This is a genomic window from Candidatus Alcyoniella australis, from assembly GCA_030765605.1.
In the GTDB taxonomy this organism is placed as follows: domain Bacteria; phylum Lernaellota; class Lernaellaia; order JAVCCG01; family Alcyoniellaceae; genus Alcyoniella; species Alcyoniella australis.
This window is the reverse complement of the sequence record JAVCCG010000041.1, coordinates 1-16,132: the sequence shown is the minus strand read 5'-3', so window position 1 is coordinate 16,132 and position 16,132 is coordinate 1. Positions and strand designations below refer to the sequence as shown.

The 16,132-nt window shown below is 56.4% G+C and carries 13 protein-coding genes and 2 tRNA genes; 11 read left to right on the top strand and 4 right to left on the bottom strand.

Going from position 1 to position 16,132, the window contains the following annotated elements; all coding sequences use genetic code 11:
* Nucleotides 1-49 precede the first annotated feature (49 nt).
* The 5 genes from clpX to P9M14_04880 all read left to right on the top strand — a co-directional run bounded on the left by clpX (nucleotide 50) and on the right by P9M14_04880 (nucleotide 4,622).
* Entirely contained in the window at nucleotides 50-1,342 is a 1,293-nt protein-coding gene (gene clpX, locus P9M14_04900; GenBank protein ID MDP8255064.1) for an ATP-dependent Clp protease ATP-binding subunit ClpX, read from the top strand.
* Nucleotides 1,343-1,355: 13 nt separating this feature from the next.
* Nucleotides 1,356-3,806: an endopeptidase La gene (lon, locus tag P9M14_04895; GenBank protein MDP8255063.1), complete on the top strand. Its 2,451-nt coding sequence runs from the start codon at nucleotides 1,356-1,358 to the stop codon at nucleotides 3,804-3,806.
* A gap of 104 nt (nucleotides 3,807-3,910) precedes the next feature.
* Entirely contained in the window at nucleotides 3,911-4,180 is a 270-nt protein-coding gene (locus P9M14_04890; protein MDP8255062.1) for an HU family DNA-binding protein, read from the top strand.
* Nucleotides 4,181-4,377: 197 nt separating this feature from the next.
* Nucleotides 4,378-4,453, top strand: a tRNA-Val gene (locus P9M14_04885).
* Nucleotides 4,454-4,545: 92 nt separating this feature from the next.
* Nucleotides 4,546-4,622 (top strand) — tRNA-Asp (locus P9M14_04880).
* A 158-nt stretch (nucleotides 4,623-4,780) separates the two neighbouring features.
* Here the strand turns inward: P9M14_04880 and P9M14_04875 are convergent.
* Nucleotides 4,781-4,927, bottom strand: coding sequence for a hypothetical protein (locus P9M14_04875; protein ID MDP8255061.1), 147 nt, complete (start codon nucleotides 4,925-4,927; stop codon nucleotides 4,781-4,783).
* 280 nt (nucleotides 4,928-5,207) lie between these two features.
* Here P9M14_04875 and P9M14_04870 point away from each other — a divergent pair, with 280 nt between their 5' ends.
* The 6 genes from P9M14_04870 (at nucleotide 5,208) to P9M14_04845 (ending at nucleotide 10,427) form a co-directional block, all read left to right on the top strand.
* A complete protein-coding gene (locus P9M14_04870) occupies nucleotides 5,208-6,332 on the top strand; it encodes an integrase core domain-containing protein (GenBank protein ID MDP8255060.1) in 1,125 nt (374 codons plus the stop codon).
* Between the two features lie 374 nt (nucleotides 6,333-6,706).
* On the top strand, nucleotides 6,707-6,952 hold the full coding sequence (locus P9M14_04865; protein ID MDP8255059.1) for a helix-turn-helix domain-containing protein: 246 nt from the start codon (nucleotides 6,707-6,709) through the stop codon (nucleotides 6,950-6,952).
* Between the two features lie 15 nt (nucleotides 6,953-6,967).
* Complete coding sequence (locus tag P9M14_04860; GenBank protein ID MDP8255058.1) at nucleotides 6,968-7,576, top strand: hypothetical protein; 609 nt, start codon at nucleotides 6,968-6,970, stop codon at nucleotides 7,574-7,576.
* 440 nt (nucleotides 7,577-8,016) lie between these two features.
* Nucleotides 8,017-8,256, top strand: a complete 240-nt coding sequence (locus P9M14_04855) for a hypothetical protein (protein ID MDP8255057.1) — start codon at nucleotides 8,017-8,019, stop codon at nucleotides 8,254-8,256.
* Between the two features lie 49 nt (nucleotides 8,257-8,305).
* Complete coding sequence (locus tag P9M14_04850; GenBank protein ID MDP8255056.1) at nucleotides 8,306-9,559, top strand: hypothetical protein; 1,254 nt, start codon at nucleotides 8,306-8,308, stop codon at nucleotides 9,557-9,559.
* A 70-nt stretch (nucleotides 9,560-9,629) separates the two neighbouring features.
* Nucleotides 9,630-10,427, top strand: a complete 798-nt coding sequence (locus tag P9M14_04845) for a hypothetical protein (GenBank protein MDP8255055.1) — start codon at nucleotides 9,630-9,632, stop codon at nucleotides 10,425-10,427.
* Nucleotides 10,428-10,474: 47 nt separating this feature from the next.
* Here the strand turns inward: P9M14_04845 and P9M14_04840 are convergent, their stop codons facing one another.
* The 3 genes from P9M14_04840 to P9M14_04830 all read right to left on the bottom strand — a co-directional run bounded on the left by P9M14_04840 (nucleotide 10,475) and on the right by P9M14_04830 (nucleotide 15,993).
* Nucleotides 10,475-13,792, bottom strand: a complete 3,318-nt coding sequence (locus P9M14_04840; GenBank protein MDP8255054.1) for a DUF4062 domain-containing protein — start codon at nucleotides 13,790-13,792, stop codon at nucleotides 10,475-10,477.
* Between the two features lie 1,454 nt (nucleotides 13,793-15,246).
* The gene (locus P9M14_04835; GenBank protein ID MDP8255053.1) at nucleotides 15,247-15,372 is read right to left on the bottom strand and encodes a hypothetical protein; all 126 of its coding nucleotides are present in this window, start codon (nucleotides 15,370-15,372) and stop codon (nucleotides 15,247-15,249) included.
* Between the two features lie 441 nt (nucleotides 15,373-15,813).
* Entirely contained in the window at nucleotides 15,814-15,993 is a 180-nt protein-coding gene (locus tag P9M14_04830) for a hypothetical protein (protein ID MDP8255052.1), read from the bottom strand.
* Nucleotides 15,994-16,132: the final 139 nt, after the last annotated feature.

Here is a 16,132-nt window from a genome sequence, read left to right as displayed (position 1 = left end):
GCCGCGCGGCGGCGTCATGCAATATGCGATGCGAAACACGGAGCACTAGATGAGCCCAGGTTACGACAACAGCCACAACCTATCGTGCAGCTTCTGCGGCAAGAGTCAGCGCGAGGTCAAGAAGCTGATTGCCGGCCCCAACGTCTACATCTGCGACGAGTGCATCGATCTGTGCAACGACATCCTGCTCGAGGACCAGACCGGCGAGCCCCAGGAAAGCACGTTGGGCGATGTGCCCAAGCCCAAAGAGATCAAGTCGATCCTCGACCAGTACGTCATCGGCCAGGAGCTGGCCAAGAAGACGCTGAGCGTGGCGGTCCACAACCACTACAAACGCATCAAGCGCAGCAGCGAGGCCTCGGACGTCGAGATCGCCAAGAGCAACATCCTGCTGGTCGGTCCCACCGGCTCGGGTAAGACCCTGCTGGCGCAGACCCTGGCCAAGATCCTCAACGTGCCGTTTACCATCGCCGACGCCACCTGCCTGACCGAGGCCGGTTACGTGGGCGAGGATGTCGAGAACATCATCCTGAGCCTGGTGCAGAACGCCGACTTCGACATCGAGCGCGCCCAGAAGGGGATCATCTACATCGACGAGATCGACAAGATCTCGCGCAAGTCCGATTCGCCGTCGATCACGCGCGACGTGTCGGGCGAGGGCGTGCAGCAGGCACTGCTGAAGATCATCGAGGGGACCGTGGCCAACGTGCCGCCCAAGGGCGGCCGCAAGCACCCGCAGCAGGAGTTCCTGCACGTCGACACCACCAACATCCTGTTCATCTGCGGCGGCGCTTTCCACGGGCTGGACGAGATCATCCGCGCGCGCATCGGCGAGAGCTCGATGGGATTCGGCGCGGACATCAAAAGCAAAAAGGAGCAGGACCTCTCCGAGGTGCTCGCCAGCGTGCGGCCCGAGGATCTGCTCAAGTACGGCCTGATCCCCGAGTTCATCGGCCGCCTGCCGGTGCTGGTGACCCTCGAGGAGCTAAACGATTCAGCGTTGGTCCAAATCCTCACCCGCCCCAAGAACTCGCTGGCTAAACAGTACCAAACCCTGTTCAAGATGGAGGACGTCAAGCTGACGTTCACCGATTCGGCGCTCTCGGCCGTGGCCAAAGAGGCGATGGGTCGCAAGAGCGGAGCCCGCGGCCTGCGGGCGATTCTCGAGGGGATCATGCTCGAGATCATGTACGAGCTGCCCAGCCAGTCCAACGTTAAAGAGGTCGTGGTCGGTGAAGAGGTGATCCTGGGCAAACAGCAGCCGATCATCATTTACGAAAAGAAGAAGGTCGCCGGCGCCAAGGCCAAGGCCGGCGCGCCCACGGCAGTCAAGGCCGGATGACCAAAGGAGCCCGATGAGCGAGTTCGACACTGACAACAACGAGCCTCAGGCGAGCGGCGCGCGCAAGCTGCTGCCGCTGCTGCCGTTGCGCGATATCGTCGTTTTTCCGTTCATGGTCGTGCCGCTGTTCGTCGGACGCGACAAGAGCATCGCCGCCTTGGAAGAGGCGATGGGCAAGGACAAAGAGATACTGCTGTGCGCCCAGCAGGACGCCAAGATCGACGAGCCGGCCGAGGCCGACATCTACCGCGTGGGCACCATCGGCAACATCATCCAGATGCTGCGGCTGCCCGACGGCACGGTCAAAGTGCTGATCGAGGGCCGAGCGCGGGCCCGCATCCGCGAATACATCCCCAACGAGGAATTTTTCCTGGTCTACTGCGAACAGCTCGACGACGGCGTGGGGGACGCGGTGGAGACCGCGGCGCTGGTGCGCTCGGTACACGCGACCTTCGAGACCTACGTCAAGCTCAACAAGCGCATCCCGGCCGACATGGTCAACAACATCCAGTCGATCGAAGAGGCCTCGCGCCTGGCCGATACGCTGGTGGCCCACCTGTCGAACCTCAAGATCGAGGAAAAGCAGGCGGTGATCGAGACCATCGACGCGACCGAACGGCTGGAGAAAATCTTCGGCCACATGCGCGCCGAGATCGAAATCCTGCAGGTCGAGCGCAAAATCAAGAGCCGCGTACGCAAGCAGATGGAGCGCACCCAGAAGGAGTATTACCTCAACGAGCAGATGCGCGCGATCCAGAAAGAGCTGGGCGAGCGCGACGAGTTTAAAAGCGAGCTGCGCGAGCTCGAAGAGCTGCTGGCCAAAAAGAAGCTCAGCGCCGAGGCGACAACCAAGGTCAAGTCCGAGATCAAGAAGCTCAAGATGATGAGCCCGATGAGCGCCGAGGCCACGGTGGTGCGCAACTACATCGACACCATCCTCAGCCTGCCCTGGGACGATAAGACCGAGGACAAAATCGAGCTGCGCGAGGCCGAACGGATCCTCGACGAGGACCACTTCGGGCTCAAACGGGTCAAGGAACGGATCGTCGAGTACCTGGCGGTGCAAAAGCTCGTGGGCAAAATCAAGGGCCCGATCCTTTGCCTGGTCGGCCCGCCGGGAGTGGGCAAGACAAGTCTGGGCAAATCGGTGGCCAGAGCCACCGGCCGCAAATTCGTACGGCTGAGCCTCGGCGGCGTACGCGACGAGGCTGAGATCCGCGGCCACCGCCGAACCTACATCGGCGCGCTGCCGGGCAAGATCATCCAGTCGCTACGCAAGGCCGGCAGCAACAACCCGGTGTTCCTGCTCGACGAGGTCGACAAGATGTCCTCGGACTTCCGCGGCGACCCGGCCTCGGCGCTGCTCGAGGTGCTCGACTCGGAACAGAACCACGTGTTCAACGACCACTACCTCGACCTGGACTACGACTTGAGCGAGGTGATGTTCATCACCACGGCCAACGTACTGCACCATATCCCGGCGCCGCTGCAGGATCGGATGGAGATCATCCGCCTAGCCGGCTACACCGAGCAGGAACAGTTCCAAATCGCCCGACGCCACCTGATGGCCAAGCAGCTCGAGGCCCACGGCCTAAACGACGAGCGGCTGCAGATCAGCGACAGCGCGCTGATGATGATAATCCGCAATTACATACGCGAGGCCGGCGTGCGCAACTTCGAGCGCGAGATCGCCTCGATCTGCCGCAAGGTTGCCAAAGAGGTGGTGCGCGACGAGATCACGCGGCCGATCCGCATCACCGCGCGCAACCTGAGCCGCTACCTGGGTATCCCGCGCTTCCGCTACGGTCAAATCGAAGAGAAGGACCTAGTCGGCCTGACCAACGGCTTGGCCTGGACCGAGGTCGGCGGCGAGCTGCTGGCCACGGAGGTCTCGGTAATGCCCGGCAAGGGGCGCCTGACAATCACCGGTTCGCTGGGCGACGTGATGCAGGAGAGCGCGCAAGCCGCGATGAGCTACGTGCGTTCGCGCGCCGAGGCGCTCAAGCTCGACCCCAAGTTTTACCAGCGCGTCGATCTACACGTGCATGTCGGCGAGGGCGCGATTCCCAAGGACGGGCCCTCGGCCGGAATCACCATGGCCACCAGCATCGCCTCAGCCCTGACGCGCATTCCGGTCAAACGCGACGTGGCGATGACCGGCGAGATCACCCTGCGCGGCCGCATTTTGCCCATCGGCGGTCTCAAAGAGAAGGTCCTCGCCGCGCACCGCGGACAGATCCGCACAGTGATTCTGCCCAGGGAAAACGAGAAGGATCTCAAGGAGGTCCCCTCCTCCGTGCTCAAGCAGCTGCGACTGGTACTCGTGGAAAACATGGACGATGTGCTGCGTGAAGCGCTTCAGCTCGCGCAGCCTGACGAGCTGTTCAGCCATGAGCCCACCGAGCACCACGACGAGCAGCTGCAAGCGCCGGAATACCGCGAAGTTCGAGGTCCGCTCTCCTGAAAGCCCCGCCAGCATAGCGTTTGCGCCCGTTTTTTCTTGACAGGCTTTCTCTCGTCTGTGTTATAAGTGCATTAGACGAATATCCTTTTAAGGGGGGATTGATCATGAACAAGGCGGAACTGGTAGCTGCGATCGCCAAGGACTCCACATTGACCAAGGCGGATGCCGAGCGCGCGTTGAACTCGATGGTCGTCAACGTCAAAAAGGCGCTGAAGAAAAACCAGAAGGTAAGTCTGGTGGGCTTCGGCACCTTCTACGTCACCAAGCGCAAAGCGCGCACCGGGCGCAACCCGCAGACCGGCGCAACGATGAAAATCAAGGCGTGCAAGGTGCCCAAGTTCAAACCGGGCAAGGCACTCAAGGACTACGTCTAGCCCTACTAAGGTTGGACATCCTAAAAAGGCCGGGCGCCGATGGTGCCTCCGGCCTTTTTTTAGCCTGGTCCATGACGCGACGCGTTATGTTTTTTTTCGCCCTCGCGCCTTGACTTGAAAAGCCGTGTGGTAAACCCTTTGCCCTCGCCCGTAGCGTGCGCCGCGGCGAAGGCTCAGGCGGCGATGCGGGACGATCAGGGCGGATAGCTCAGTTGGCAGAGCAACGGCCTTACACGCCGTGGGTCGCAGGTTCGAGCCCTGTTCCGCCCACCAGTTCGCACCCGGTTGTAGGGGTTGTCTAATACGCTTGACAGCCGATGCAAAGCCCCTATAATTGGCAGCCTCTTTTGGCACCGCAGATATGCGGGGTTGTAGTTAAGCTGGTTATAACGCCGGCCTGTCACGCCGGAGGCCGCGGGTTCGAGTCCCGTCAACCCCGCCAGAGTTTATGCCCGCAATCGCCCTTGGTTGCGGGCTTTCCTTTGTTCTGGTCACAAAACCCGTCACACTTTGCGCGACTGTGACCAGCACTGTGACCACCATCGCCGATCGACCCGAACCGTTGCGCTGACGCACTGCGTCGCACACTCCCTACTCCCACTACGAGATGCGCTTCTTAGTTGCGAGGGATACCACCACGCCGTCCGCGTCATCCTCATCCAACTCTAAGCCCGCGGCCAAGATCTCCACGGCCTCGCGCGTAGCATCCGGCGCCAGATTGTCGCTCGCCAAAAACAGATCAGCCATCATCGAGCCGTTGAATCAACGCAATCGAACCCGCGTTTCGTTCTTTTTCAATTGAAACGGCCCGAAAGAGATTGATCCCGATGGATGGCAGGGTCGCCCCTGGTGCATAGTCGTGTGGAAAACCCGTTGTCCGCACACACCGCCGCATCAATGAACGATTCCCGCTGATTGTCGGAGGTCGCCGAACCCTACGCTGCGTCGCGCCACTCGTAGCGATGGTCGTGGGTTCCGAAAATTTCGTCCATGTTGATTTCACTTGCTTTTTCGAGATTGTCTTGAAATGCTTTTCGGCATGAAAATCTTGCTTGAAGCCACGATACTAATCTGTCTGAACCTCTTGCTCTTCGGCTATGTCCAGCGGAAAATGGCGATTTTGGTTCTTGCCCAACGGAATCAGATCATCGTTCTCAAACGCTCTGTGAAAAAGTCGAGGCTTAGGGAACGGGACAGACTTCTCTGGACATTTCTTTCCAAGTGCTGGGGCGACTGGAAATCCCATCTCATCATTGTCAAACCAGAAACAGTCATTCGATGGCAACGTCGCCGATTCAAGGACTACTGGCGCAAGCTGTCGAAACCGAAAAAGAAAGTGGGCAGACCGCCCATTACCCCGGAGCATATTGATTTCATCAGGCGCATTTCCGCCGATCACCCGGACTACAGCGGGAAGAAAATCTCTGGAATGCTGAGGGAGCTTTTTGGAGTCGAGCATGCGGCGAGCACGGTGAATCGATACCGGGTCAAAAAGTCGAAGCCTCCTCGTGGAACTCAACAATGGAGCACCTTTCTGAAGAATCACGGATTTGAAATCTGGTCCTTTGACTTCTGCACTCAATTCACCTTTTTCTTCGCCCGGATTTACATCCTCGTCATTATGGAACTGGAAAGCCGACAGATCGTCTACTTTGCAGTGAACCTGAATCCAACGTTGGATTGGTTGAAGCAGCAAATTTGTCAAGCCACCTGGGATGAATCTCCCAAATTCCTGATCCATGACAACGATGGTATCTTTGGCCAGTTGGGGAAGTCCGTCAGAGTCAAATTCAACGGTAAATCTGTTTCCTGTCGATCTTCGCTAGACTACTGGTTGGTTCATACGATGAATATTCGGGGAATTCCGACTCCATTTGAAGCACCCAATGCGAACGCGTTCTGCGAGCGATTGATCGGCACACTACGACGGGAATGCCTGGATCACATGCTTATTTTCAACGAACGGCAATTGTTTCGCATCCTGAGAGAGTTTCGGGACTTTTACAATCAAGAACGTTACCACCAGGGCATCAGGCGCATTCCCAAACCATCAGAGGATATTCCTTCGAGCCGAAACCTGGAAGGCAAGGGCAGGGTGGTGGCAACACCGGTTTTGAATGGCCTGCATCACAGCTACCGGCTCGTGGCGTAGACATCTGGCTCAGGCAGTTTTCGAAAGAAACCGTTGTCTTCTGACCAATTACTGGCCCAACAGCCGATGGACTCGTTTGTGGACAACGCTCCATTTTCTTCTGCAAATGAAAAGTAGATCATTCCCCGAGTTGATTGACGCGACCACTTTCCCAAATACCCTGTTTTGATGCCAGCAAATCGTCCAATGAACGCCGAGAAATGTTAAAATCAGGCGCGGATGGAGTTTTAGGTACCCACGGCCCCGGCCGAGTTCCGGCGAGCCCCCCCCCAATTCCCATCAAAACCTACGTGCACGGGTTGACGTCGGATCCCCTCCGCAGTATTCTCACGTCAATCTCAGGCGGACGTTGACGTGCCGTCAAGGAGCAACGAGTGCCCGCAGATGATCGCTGGTTTTCGGTAGATGAAATCGCCGAGCACTTCGGCGTGAGCAAGGACACCGTATACGCCTGGCTCACCGCAAAGGGGATGCCCGGCCACCGGGTCGGGCGCTTCTGGAAGTTCAAGAAGGACGAGGTCGATGAGTGGATCCGCGCGGGAGGTGCCGCTGCGTCGACAACCGAGAACGACAGCCCACCTGGGGGCGAGCACGGCGCGGGTGTTCGGAAAACCCAGTAGGAGGTGACGGTCATCATGGCTTGGAAGTGCGGCACATGCGGACAGCAAGTCTATGGCGACAAGTGCCCGAAATGCGGCGAAGAGGAGGGTGCAGAGGACTTCGCTCGGGCATTCGGCGTCCATGACCAGCTGTACGGCCAGGCTGGTCCATCGAAGGAGCGTGAGCCGCCGTCGGGCGCCTGCATTGTTGCGAGTGCGTGCCGCGGGCCGGACTCGCCCCTCGTTGCGGGCCTTCGGCAAGTCCGGGACTCGGCGATCTCTCGCGACCCAGTGGCTCGAGACTTCTTTCACGTCTTTTGGAGTCGCTACTACGAGTGGTCCCCGGCAGTCGCTCGGATTGCTGCTGAGGATCGTGAGGTGGCGGAGCACATCCGCTGGGCCTTCCTTGACCCGTGGCTCGCGTGGCTGGAGTTCGCCTCGCTTGTCGGTCGAAGCGGGACGGCTGAACTCACAGATGAGGAGCGTCGTGACATCTTGGAGCGCCTCGACCGGCGCCTGGGGGCTTGGCTCTCGGAGCTGCCCGCCCGCATGGAGTCGAAGTGTCCGGCCGACCCCTCGGAGCTTCTTGCAGCGTTCGAGCGATTCCGCCAGGACGCCTGCAGGGTCTTTGACCGCGATGAATAGGACGTGGAGCGGGTGGCGATGCGTATCTTCGACAGGTTCATTGCCAAGAACGGCTGTCCGGATGCGGCAGCGGCCAACTCGTTCCCCTCAAGCGGCGGCGATCAGGACCGCACGCACCTTGCGCGGACTGCGGTGCCAGCCGCAGCATCCGGCGAGATGCATCCTGCCACAATCGTCTCCTGGACGCAGTCGTTTCCTGGTCTTGACCATCATCTCGTCCATCCGCCAGGGCCCGCTTCCGCCCGCTGGTGTCCCAGTGCCGCCGCGACTGCCGCTCAGATGCCGTACCGGGAGCCAGCGTGGCCACTCGTCGCAGGAAGCCATGCTCACCGCCCGTTTGGTCTATCGAGTATGAAGGGGCTGAAGCGTGAAGAGCCGGTCCAGGTCGATGGCAACCTGCAGGTAATCCCAGACGCCCTGTTGGCCATGGGGGAGTTCAGATGAACTGGGAAGCCCTACGGAAGGACGGACATACTTCGGCAACGCGTATCCACAACGCGTTTCGGGATCGCTGGTTCGATTCAAAGTTGAAGGACTACGGCAAGCCCGGCGGTCTCTTCGAAGTCCAAGCAGATCTCGCTGCCGATGAGATATGGTGCAATGATGTGATGTTCCGCCAGGAATATCGTCTGGCCGACTACGGTCCCGAGCAGTACAGGGACTGGCAAGTCGCCAAGTAAGGACTGTGCTTGCGAGAGCTGTTCCGGCTTCGACCCAAAGAAGAAGACCGTGTACCTCGTCACCACGGATCCGTACAAGGGGAGCGAGGACGATGGCTGGGAGGTGTTGAGGTCGATCTGTCCAGAGTACTCGGATGTTGTCTGGTGCGAGAGGACATTTCAGGGCAAGCGACTGGGCGGGATTAGCCTTGTCTACTTCGTAGTGCCTAACAGGCGGAGAACTGATTTCGACGTCGAGGCAGTCTGTGCGGCGGTCGACACAGAGTTCGCAACGGTGAAGGGAAAGGCGTCGGAGTCTCGGCAGCACGAGAGTGATGCGCCTCCGGAGGAAATCAAGAACTCGATTGACCAGCTCGAGAACGTCGTCCTCCGTTCGAGCATTGGGCAGTCGGCTGCCGGCAGCCCCAAGCAGGCTTCGTCGGGAGCCCAAGAGCGCAGCTTCCTCATCGTGGCTCATTCCCTGGAAGACGCGTGGTCGCAGGCCCTTGAGCAACTGCCCGCGGGTTTGGACATCACCTCTCAGGACTGGATCAACCTCGGTCTTGCCGCGACCATCAAGGGCGTCGGATTGGACACCGACTCGGCATTTGCCAATGCTGAGGCAGAGCTGCCCGACAATGCGGAGGTAGCTGAGCGGAAGGTCTTGCGTGAGCCTGGCGCGACAACGCTCGAGGTGGAGGCGCTCGACGAGAACGATGCGAGGTCCGAAGCCGAGGCCCGGATAGAAGAGGACGACGAGGTCCGCGAGGTGGCGTTGACGAAGCCCGGTCGAAGAGGCTTCATCGGTATTGGCAGGCGGCCTGGCGAATACGAGGTGTCGGTGCGCCGACAGGCCGTCGTGGAGGTCGCCTATCGCCCACCCTTGGAAGTGCGCCTCGCCGTTGATGACAGACCATACGAACTTCGCAACCCGAGATATGCCTCAGGGAAACCGCTCAGCGAGCTTCTCGGTGCGATCGTCCTGGCACCGGAAGGGGAGGCAGTTGCCGTAGCCGCGTCAAAGGTGGCCGTCGGAACCATCGAGGACACGGCTGGTACCTGGATTAGCAGGGTCCTCAAGCAGGGCCCCCTGCACCCATGCGAGCATGGCCGGACGCGATCCCTCTACCGGGCCGCGGCCCGCGGCGCTTCCGGTGTGCTGGACGAGGTGGTTCAAGCGGGAATCGAAGCCTGTCACGGGAGGACTGGCGGAGCCTTCCCGCCTGAGCCCGTCAAGAGCCACGACTACAAGGTCCGGGCTATGGAGTCGAACGACAAGACCGGGAGTCCTTTCTTCGTAGTCGTCGTCTATCGAGGCACCTGAATGACATGATGGGTTTTGTTTCGCGACTATTCGGCAGAGACCTGAAGGACTCCACGAAAGGGGTTAAACAATGTCTGAAAAAACAATTGATGTTGAGGCCAATTCCTTAGAGGAGGCCAGGCAACAAATTAGAGCTCAGATACCCGAGGGTCTTCACCTCCTCTCGGAAAAAGTGCTCTCAGATGGAAACCCCAAGACAATAAAAGCTGATTCAGAAACAACGGAAGCAGCCTTTGCGAAAGTGCAAAGTCAAATCCCTGGCGACGCGAACGCCATAACAAAGAAGGAAATTACGGCTCCAGGACCAACTTCTATTATTATCAAAGCGTTCGATGAGCAAAATGCTAAAACACAGGTGGAGAAGCAAATTAGTAATACCGCGATACTCAAAGCCATCCGACTAGTGGCCTCAGGCAAGAAAGGGTTTTTAGGATTTGGGAAGAAGCCAAACCAATATGAGGCTGACATATTTCAGCAAGCCGTTGTCGAAGTTACATACAAACAGAAGGCAAGAATATCTGCTAAAATAGGTAAATTTAAGCGGTCAGCTAATGAAATGCAAAAGCTTGACAGCGCGGACCGCAACAACAGTCCTGTGGAAATAATTTGCGAACAATGCGGGAGAGAATGCAAAGCGTTGGGTAGACCTCTTGGCGAAGGCACAGTTATGGTGTTTACACCAGATGTTGCGATCATAGCATCAAGATACTGCGAAAAGTGCAATATTGTGGTATGTGGAGGATGTACTGGCGTGTCGCGTTTTGACACAGGGATGAGACTGTCTGGGAGGCCTTGTCCTCAATGTGGAGGAGAGACAACTTACGCAGCAGCATCCCACCTGCGAAAAACAAAGACAAAATTAATATGAAATCAATCTTTTCACACCTTCTGATAGGTTACATTTTGACATTTATTTCACTTTACTTCGAGTGTGCATCTAATATAATCTAGTACCTCTCTGGCAGACTTTACATAGGGGCTTTGGAGGCGACTAAATATACTTAGAGCTTCAGTTATAAGTGGAAGAGCCTCCTTGTACTTCTTCATATCTCCCGCCAGAATCGCTGCTTGATTATATAAGGAAATAGCGATTTCCATGGGCCGCCCAATTTCCCGGCAAATACGTTCTTGTTTCTCGTACACTGCGATTGCATCTTGCAATTCGCCTCGCTGGGAAAGAATGCCAGCCTGATTACCGAGGGAATTGGACAATCCGTACTTATTCATCAATTCACGACATATCCTTTCCTGGTCTTTTAGCAAGACCATTGCGCCATCCAGATCACCGAGCTCCTTAAGAATCAACGCCTGGTTACCAAGAGACGATTGTAAACTATTTTTTAATCCCAGTTGGCGACAGATTTGTTCTTTCTCCTTATAAAGAGCCATTGCGGTCTTAAGGTCGCCTTTGTCGGCCAATATGTTGGCTTGATGGCCGAAGGATCTTTGCAGTCCATCCTTGATTCCATGCTCACGACATATTCGCTCCTCCTCCTTGTGCAAAGCCATGGCACCATCGAGATCGCTTCGTGAATAAAGAATTAGAGCCTGATTGCCCATAGATAATGATAAACCATGCTTGTTGTCCATTTTCCGGTATATTTTCTCTTCCTTCTTGTGCAAAGCCATTGCACCATCGAGATCGCCGCGTGCTTTTAAAAGCAATGCTTGGTTACCCAAGGAAATAGATAGCATATGCATATCTCCTAATTGTCGGCATATTTTTTCTTGCTCCTTGTGGAGAATCATTGCTCCTTCGAGATCGCCGATATTTTTAAGAATTGTTCCTTGGTTTCCCAGAGAGGCAGACAAGCCAACTCGATCACCAATTCGTCTGCAAATCCCTTCTTGTTCCTTTAGCAAGTCCATCGCCTTTATCAATTCGCCCAAATCTTTAAAATTAACTGCTTGATTGCCAAGCGATGAAGATAAGCCATCTTCATTTTGCATTTTTCGACATATTGTTTCCTGTTCCTTTAGCAAAATAATCGAGCCATTTAGATCACCCAGATTTCTAAGTATCAAGGCCATAGCACCTAGCGAGACAGAAAGGCCTTTCCTGTCTCCCAATTTTCGGCATATTTGTTCCTGTTCCTTATGAAGAACCATAGCACTATCATACTCGCCTCTGTCGAATAAAATTGATGCCTGATTATGAAGAATCCTTTGCAGGTTGGCATAATCATGGATAGAGCGATAGTATTTTCTTTGGGTATTTCTAAGTTTCAATGCTTCATCAATGTACCCCTTTGAATAAAACAGGTCTGAAAGTACAAAAAGAAACTCAATATATTCAGAAGGATTGTCGAGAATTTTCTCATACACTTTCACACAAGTAACCGTTGAATTCTCCTCAATCTTTTGCCAATAAGCACGTAATTCGAATTGGTTCTTTATGTACGCGGCCGCAAAAAAAGGCAGATCCTCAAAACAGCTCTTTAGTCGTTTCCATTCACGGGCTTCAGCAAGCTGCCACGGCAGTTCATCCACTTTGCGGTCGTTGATATCGCGCATGGTGAAGTAGTCTGCGATTTGCACGTGCGCGGCTTTCTCGGCATCCGGCATGTTCAGATATCGATCATGCACGGCCTGCCGCAGAAACTCGTGAAAAAAGCCGATGAGCCCGGAACGAAGCACGAGAGATTCGTCCATAGCCAGGTGAGGGGGCGACCAGGCCAATGGCGGTATGTTCAGGATGTCGAGGAGTTCGGATTCCGACAGCCCCCGCCTCGCCGCCCACAACAGAGACATGGCGTCGCGCACCAACGCTGGTCCGTAGTCGTCTTCGAGCCGGGCCAGGACTAACTCGTACAGCTCTTTCGGATTTCGCGCCTGAAGATACTGCTCAATGCGGCGCGGGATTTCCTTTTGAATGCCAAACACACGTAGTTCATCGAGTAGGGCACGGACGAAAAGCGGATTGGCCGATTGCGGAGTCGACGCGATCGAATCAACTTGATCGTCGGGAAGCGACTTGGTGAACAGGTGGAGATATTTTTGAATCAGCTCGCGTCTTTCCTCGTACGCCAGCGGCAAGATTTCCATTGTCGGCCAGCCGCGCCTTTTCAATTCATCCAATGGACGCCCTGGAAGGGTGGACATGATCAGCTGAACCTCGGGCGGAACGAACTCCGGCAGCCAAACTAGGTCGGGTGCCTGGTCGCGGTCTTCAAGCTGGTTTAGTCCATCGAGCACCAGAACCAAGCGCCCGCGAGCCGCGGCCATGGAGAGCCAGTTGGGGAATTCGGCGCGCAGCTTTTCGGGAGTGTCCGGCAACTCATCGGTCATAGTGTCCCGCTGCTTGATCTCCCCCATGATCCTGCGAAGCATCACCGCCCAATTGGCGCTGTCGGCGTTGCTACCAATAAAGTGCACCAAGAAAAACACTTTCGGGTTTTCCTTCTGAAACTTGATCGCCCAATTGGCCAGCAGGGCGGATTTCCCCGATCCGGATTCGCCCAGGATCACGAGCGGCGCGCCGTCTTCCCGCATATGCTTGTCCAGGGTGTCGAAGTATTCCTTCCGCCCGACATAGACCCTAGCCCGGCTTTCAGCAAACATCTCGTGGTCCAACCGCATACGGTCCAATGGCGTCAACTTCTGGTCGGGGTAATCCCGATCAATGGCATCCATGAGGTCTTTAAAGGCCAATTGCCCCGCAGTTTCCGGGTCGGAGTAGTTCTCTTTGACCGGGAAACCTTCGGCCTTAATCCTTGTTTTTAGCTTCTTGAGCTTTTCCGCCGATGTCTCGTTGTCCGATGGAACAGTCAGTGGGCTGGCCGGATCTCGGAAGTAGAAAAAGGCGTGATCCGCCATTGCTGGGTTGTTCAACACGCCGTGCAATATTTCCAGTTCGGTGACGCTTTTTTCCAGGTGTTCGGCGAGCCAGGGCATTTCCCTGATCAACTCCGGGGGAATGGAATCGGGCACCCAACCGTAGCGTTCGCCCAACAGGCCGATGAAATACGGGCGGCAGTGCTCGATCTCAGCCAAACAGATGGGTAACACCTCGCCGCGCTCGGACTGCTCTTGCGTCACGCCCCAACGCAAATCGACCTCGGTGAATCCCACCCCGCGTTCGGCGCACATCTTGCGCAGTTGAGGGAAGATGTTCTTGATCAACTCGTCGCGCTCTTGCTGCATATCCTGGAAGGTGGAGGAGACGAAGACACGTACATTACGCGGCTTTTTTTCTCGCGGCCCTGAACCTTTTACCGGCGTCTGTTCTTTCATCGGGTACAGATTCTTTTCGCCGATGTTTTGGACCTATTGGATCGAATACTCTTTGCGCCAAAATCCCTTGACAATAAAAATATGTCCATTCTCCGCTCGTGATCGGGTGCTTCCTTGCTGAATTGTTGTCAGCATAACGCAGTCGGTATTTCGGGGCAACTTCTAACGCTGGACCCAAGCCCCGCCTGCGGCCGAACTTTGCCGTCAAGGATCCTGTCCCTCGCCAAAACTCATCCGGCAATGAAATCAGCATGTTGCGAGCATGGCTGAATCGGGCTACCTTGTCGACATGAAGGCTCAAAATCCGCTGAAAACGGTTCGTTTGCTGCTCGGCTTCCTGGGATATTGGTTCCGTTATAGCCCTGCCGAGAGTCGGCGGCCTGCACCATCGCTACGAGTGGCGCGACGTGGCGCAGGGCTCGCTGATTTCAGGTCGCCAGCGGGATACGTCGATCAGGCCGTGGTTTGTCCAGCTGTCGGACTTTTACTTGAACCATTGCACGGGCTGAGACTGCTGCCGATGGAGACCCGCTACTACGGATTAGCGATGACCCGAACCAAAGGTCGAAATCACCCGTGATCTGGTTTTGGCGAGCCACAGGACATTTACCACCCGATCCGCGTGCTTCAATGGAGCCGCGGTCCGGAGACCGCGGAGACCGGTGTGTTCGCCGGTAAAATTATCAAAGTAGAGCAGCTTCAATGGAGCCACGGTCCGGAGACCGTGGAGACACCTCGCATGCTACCCGCTCCAGGTTAGTCCAGTGTATGCTTCAATGGAGCCACGGTCCGGAGACCGTGGAGACCAGTTATATGCTTGCGTTGCTCGCGGTATCCTATCATGGCTTCAATGGAGCCTGTCGCTCGCCAAAAACAGATCGGCCATCATCGAGCCGTTGAATCAACGCAATCGAACCCGCGTTTCGTTCTTTTTCAATTGAAACGGCCCGAAAGAGATTGATCCCGATGGGTGGCAGAGTCGCCCCTGGTGCATAGTCGTGTGGAAAACCCGTTGTCCGCACACACCGCCGCATCAATGAACAATATCTGCTGATTGCCGTTGGCTGCCTGATCCTACGCCGCGTCGCGCCACTCGTAGCGATGGAGCAGGCCGCCGACTCTCGGAAGGGCCACAATTCGTGCAGCATACGAAGTGCGGCGTTGGGCGGGCCGTGGAATCGGGGAATCTTTACCAAGCCTGTAGTGGCAGCGGTCGGCGCTGTAGTAGGCGACGTACTCGCGCAGCAGCCTCATGGCGTGGCGCTCGTTGAAGACTATGACATGATCGAGTAATTCGTTGATTTCATTAATGGACGAGTTTTGGCGAGGGACAGGCGCCCCGACATGGTGAACCTCCACTGAGTCCACGTTACTGCCGGGCGGAGAGGAAAAGAAGGGCGGGACGTCAACGTCGTCGCCGCCACCGGCTCGAAAGGCCGCCGTCGAGACGCCCGCTACTTCTTCTTGGGACCTGAGGGCAGGGGCACCTTCTTCGCGGCTGCGGCCGCCTGGGCGCGTTTCTTTTTGTCCTCGCCTTGCTTCTTGTTCTTGTTCTTGGATTTCTCAGACTTGTCGCCCATTGGTTCCACCTTTCTCTAGGCGGTAATTGCAGCACATCAGTGAACGCGCTGTCAAGAAAGGAAGCGTTGAAATTCTCGACGGCTTTCGATCGCGAGGGCTTGGAGATCGATTTTGTATCGACGACTGGTGGCGGTCAAACCCCTCGCGCGCGGAGGTCGTTTGATACGACCCTCATGCATGGGGCGTTTTCATGGCCTTCCAATGGGATTCCCAAGGGAATCATTGTGGCTCGCCAAAATTAGATCGCGCGTGATTTCGCCCGCGGATTGATGTCCTCGTTCCTCCAATTTGTTCTTTGACGCCGAGTTTTGATCGGTGGCCAGCGGTCGCTTTTGGCGGGAGCATCGGCCCGGGCGCGAATTCAAGTGGAAATTCCAACAGCAGGACACACCCCCAGCGTCGATGGGAGCTTCCTGCCGTCAGCCCGACACGCCCGAACCCTACGCTGCGTCGCGCCACTCGTAGCGATGGTGCAGGCCGCCGACTCTCGGAAGGGCCACAATTCGTGCAGCATACGAAGTGCGGCGTTGGGCGGGCCGTGAAACAGGGGCATCCTTGCCCAGTCCGTAATGGCAGCGATCGGCGTTGTAATAGGCGATGTACTCGCGCAGCAACTTCATGGCGTGGCGCTCGTTGAAGACGATGAGGACGCCACTTCGCATCGTGGACCGAACGATTGACGGGCGTGAATTATCTCATTCTGTCAACCGCCGAAAAAATAGTTGTTAACCAGTTTGATTGTTCTCGGCTTTTCTCTCA

Coding starts and splice junctions, on each gene's coding strand:
- clpX (MDP8255064.1), top strand. CDS start 50: ATGAGCCCAGGTTACGACAACAGCCACAACCTATCGTGCAGCTTCTGC.
- lon (MDP8255063.1), top strand. CDS start 1,356: ATGAGCGAGTTCGACACTGACAACAACGAGCCTCAGGCGAGCGGCGCG.
- P9M14_04890 (MDP8255062.1), top strand. CDS start 3,911: ATGAACAAGGCGGAACTGGTAGCTGCGATCGCCAAGGACTCCACATTG.
- P9M14_04875 (MDP8255061.1), bottom strand. CDS start 4,927: ATGGCTGATCTGTTTTTGGCGAGCGACAATCTGGCGCCGGATGCTACG.
- P9M14_04870 (MDP8255060.1), top strand. CDS start 5,208: ATGCTTTTCGGCATGAAAATCTTGCTTGAAGCCACGATACTAATCTGT.
- P9M14_04860 (MDP8255058.1), top strand. CDS start 6,968: ATGGCTTGGAAGTGCGGCACATGCGGACAGCAAGTCTATGGCGACAAG.
- P9M14_04855 (MDP8255057.1), top strand. CDS start 8,017: ATGAACTGGGAAGCCCTACGGAAGGACGGACATACTTCGGCAACGCGT.
- P9M14_04845 (MDP8255055.1), top strand. CDS start 9,630: ATGTCTGAAAAAACAATTGATGTTGAGGCCAATTCCTTAGAGGAGGCC.
- P9M14_04840 (MDP8255054.1), bottom strand. CDS start 13,792: ATGAAAGAACAGACGCCGGTAAAAGGTTCAGGGCCGCGAGAAAAAAAG.
- P9M14_04835 (MDP8255053.1), bottom strand. CDS start 15,372: ATGGGCGACAAGTCTGAGAAATCCAAGAACAAGAACAAGAAGCAAGGC.
- P9M14_04830 (MDP8255052.1), bottom strand. CDS start 15,993: ATGAAGTTGCTGCGCGAGTACATCGCCTATTACAACGCCGATCGCTGC.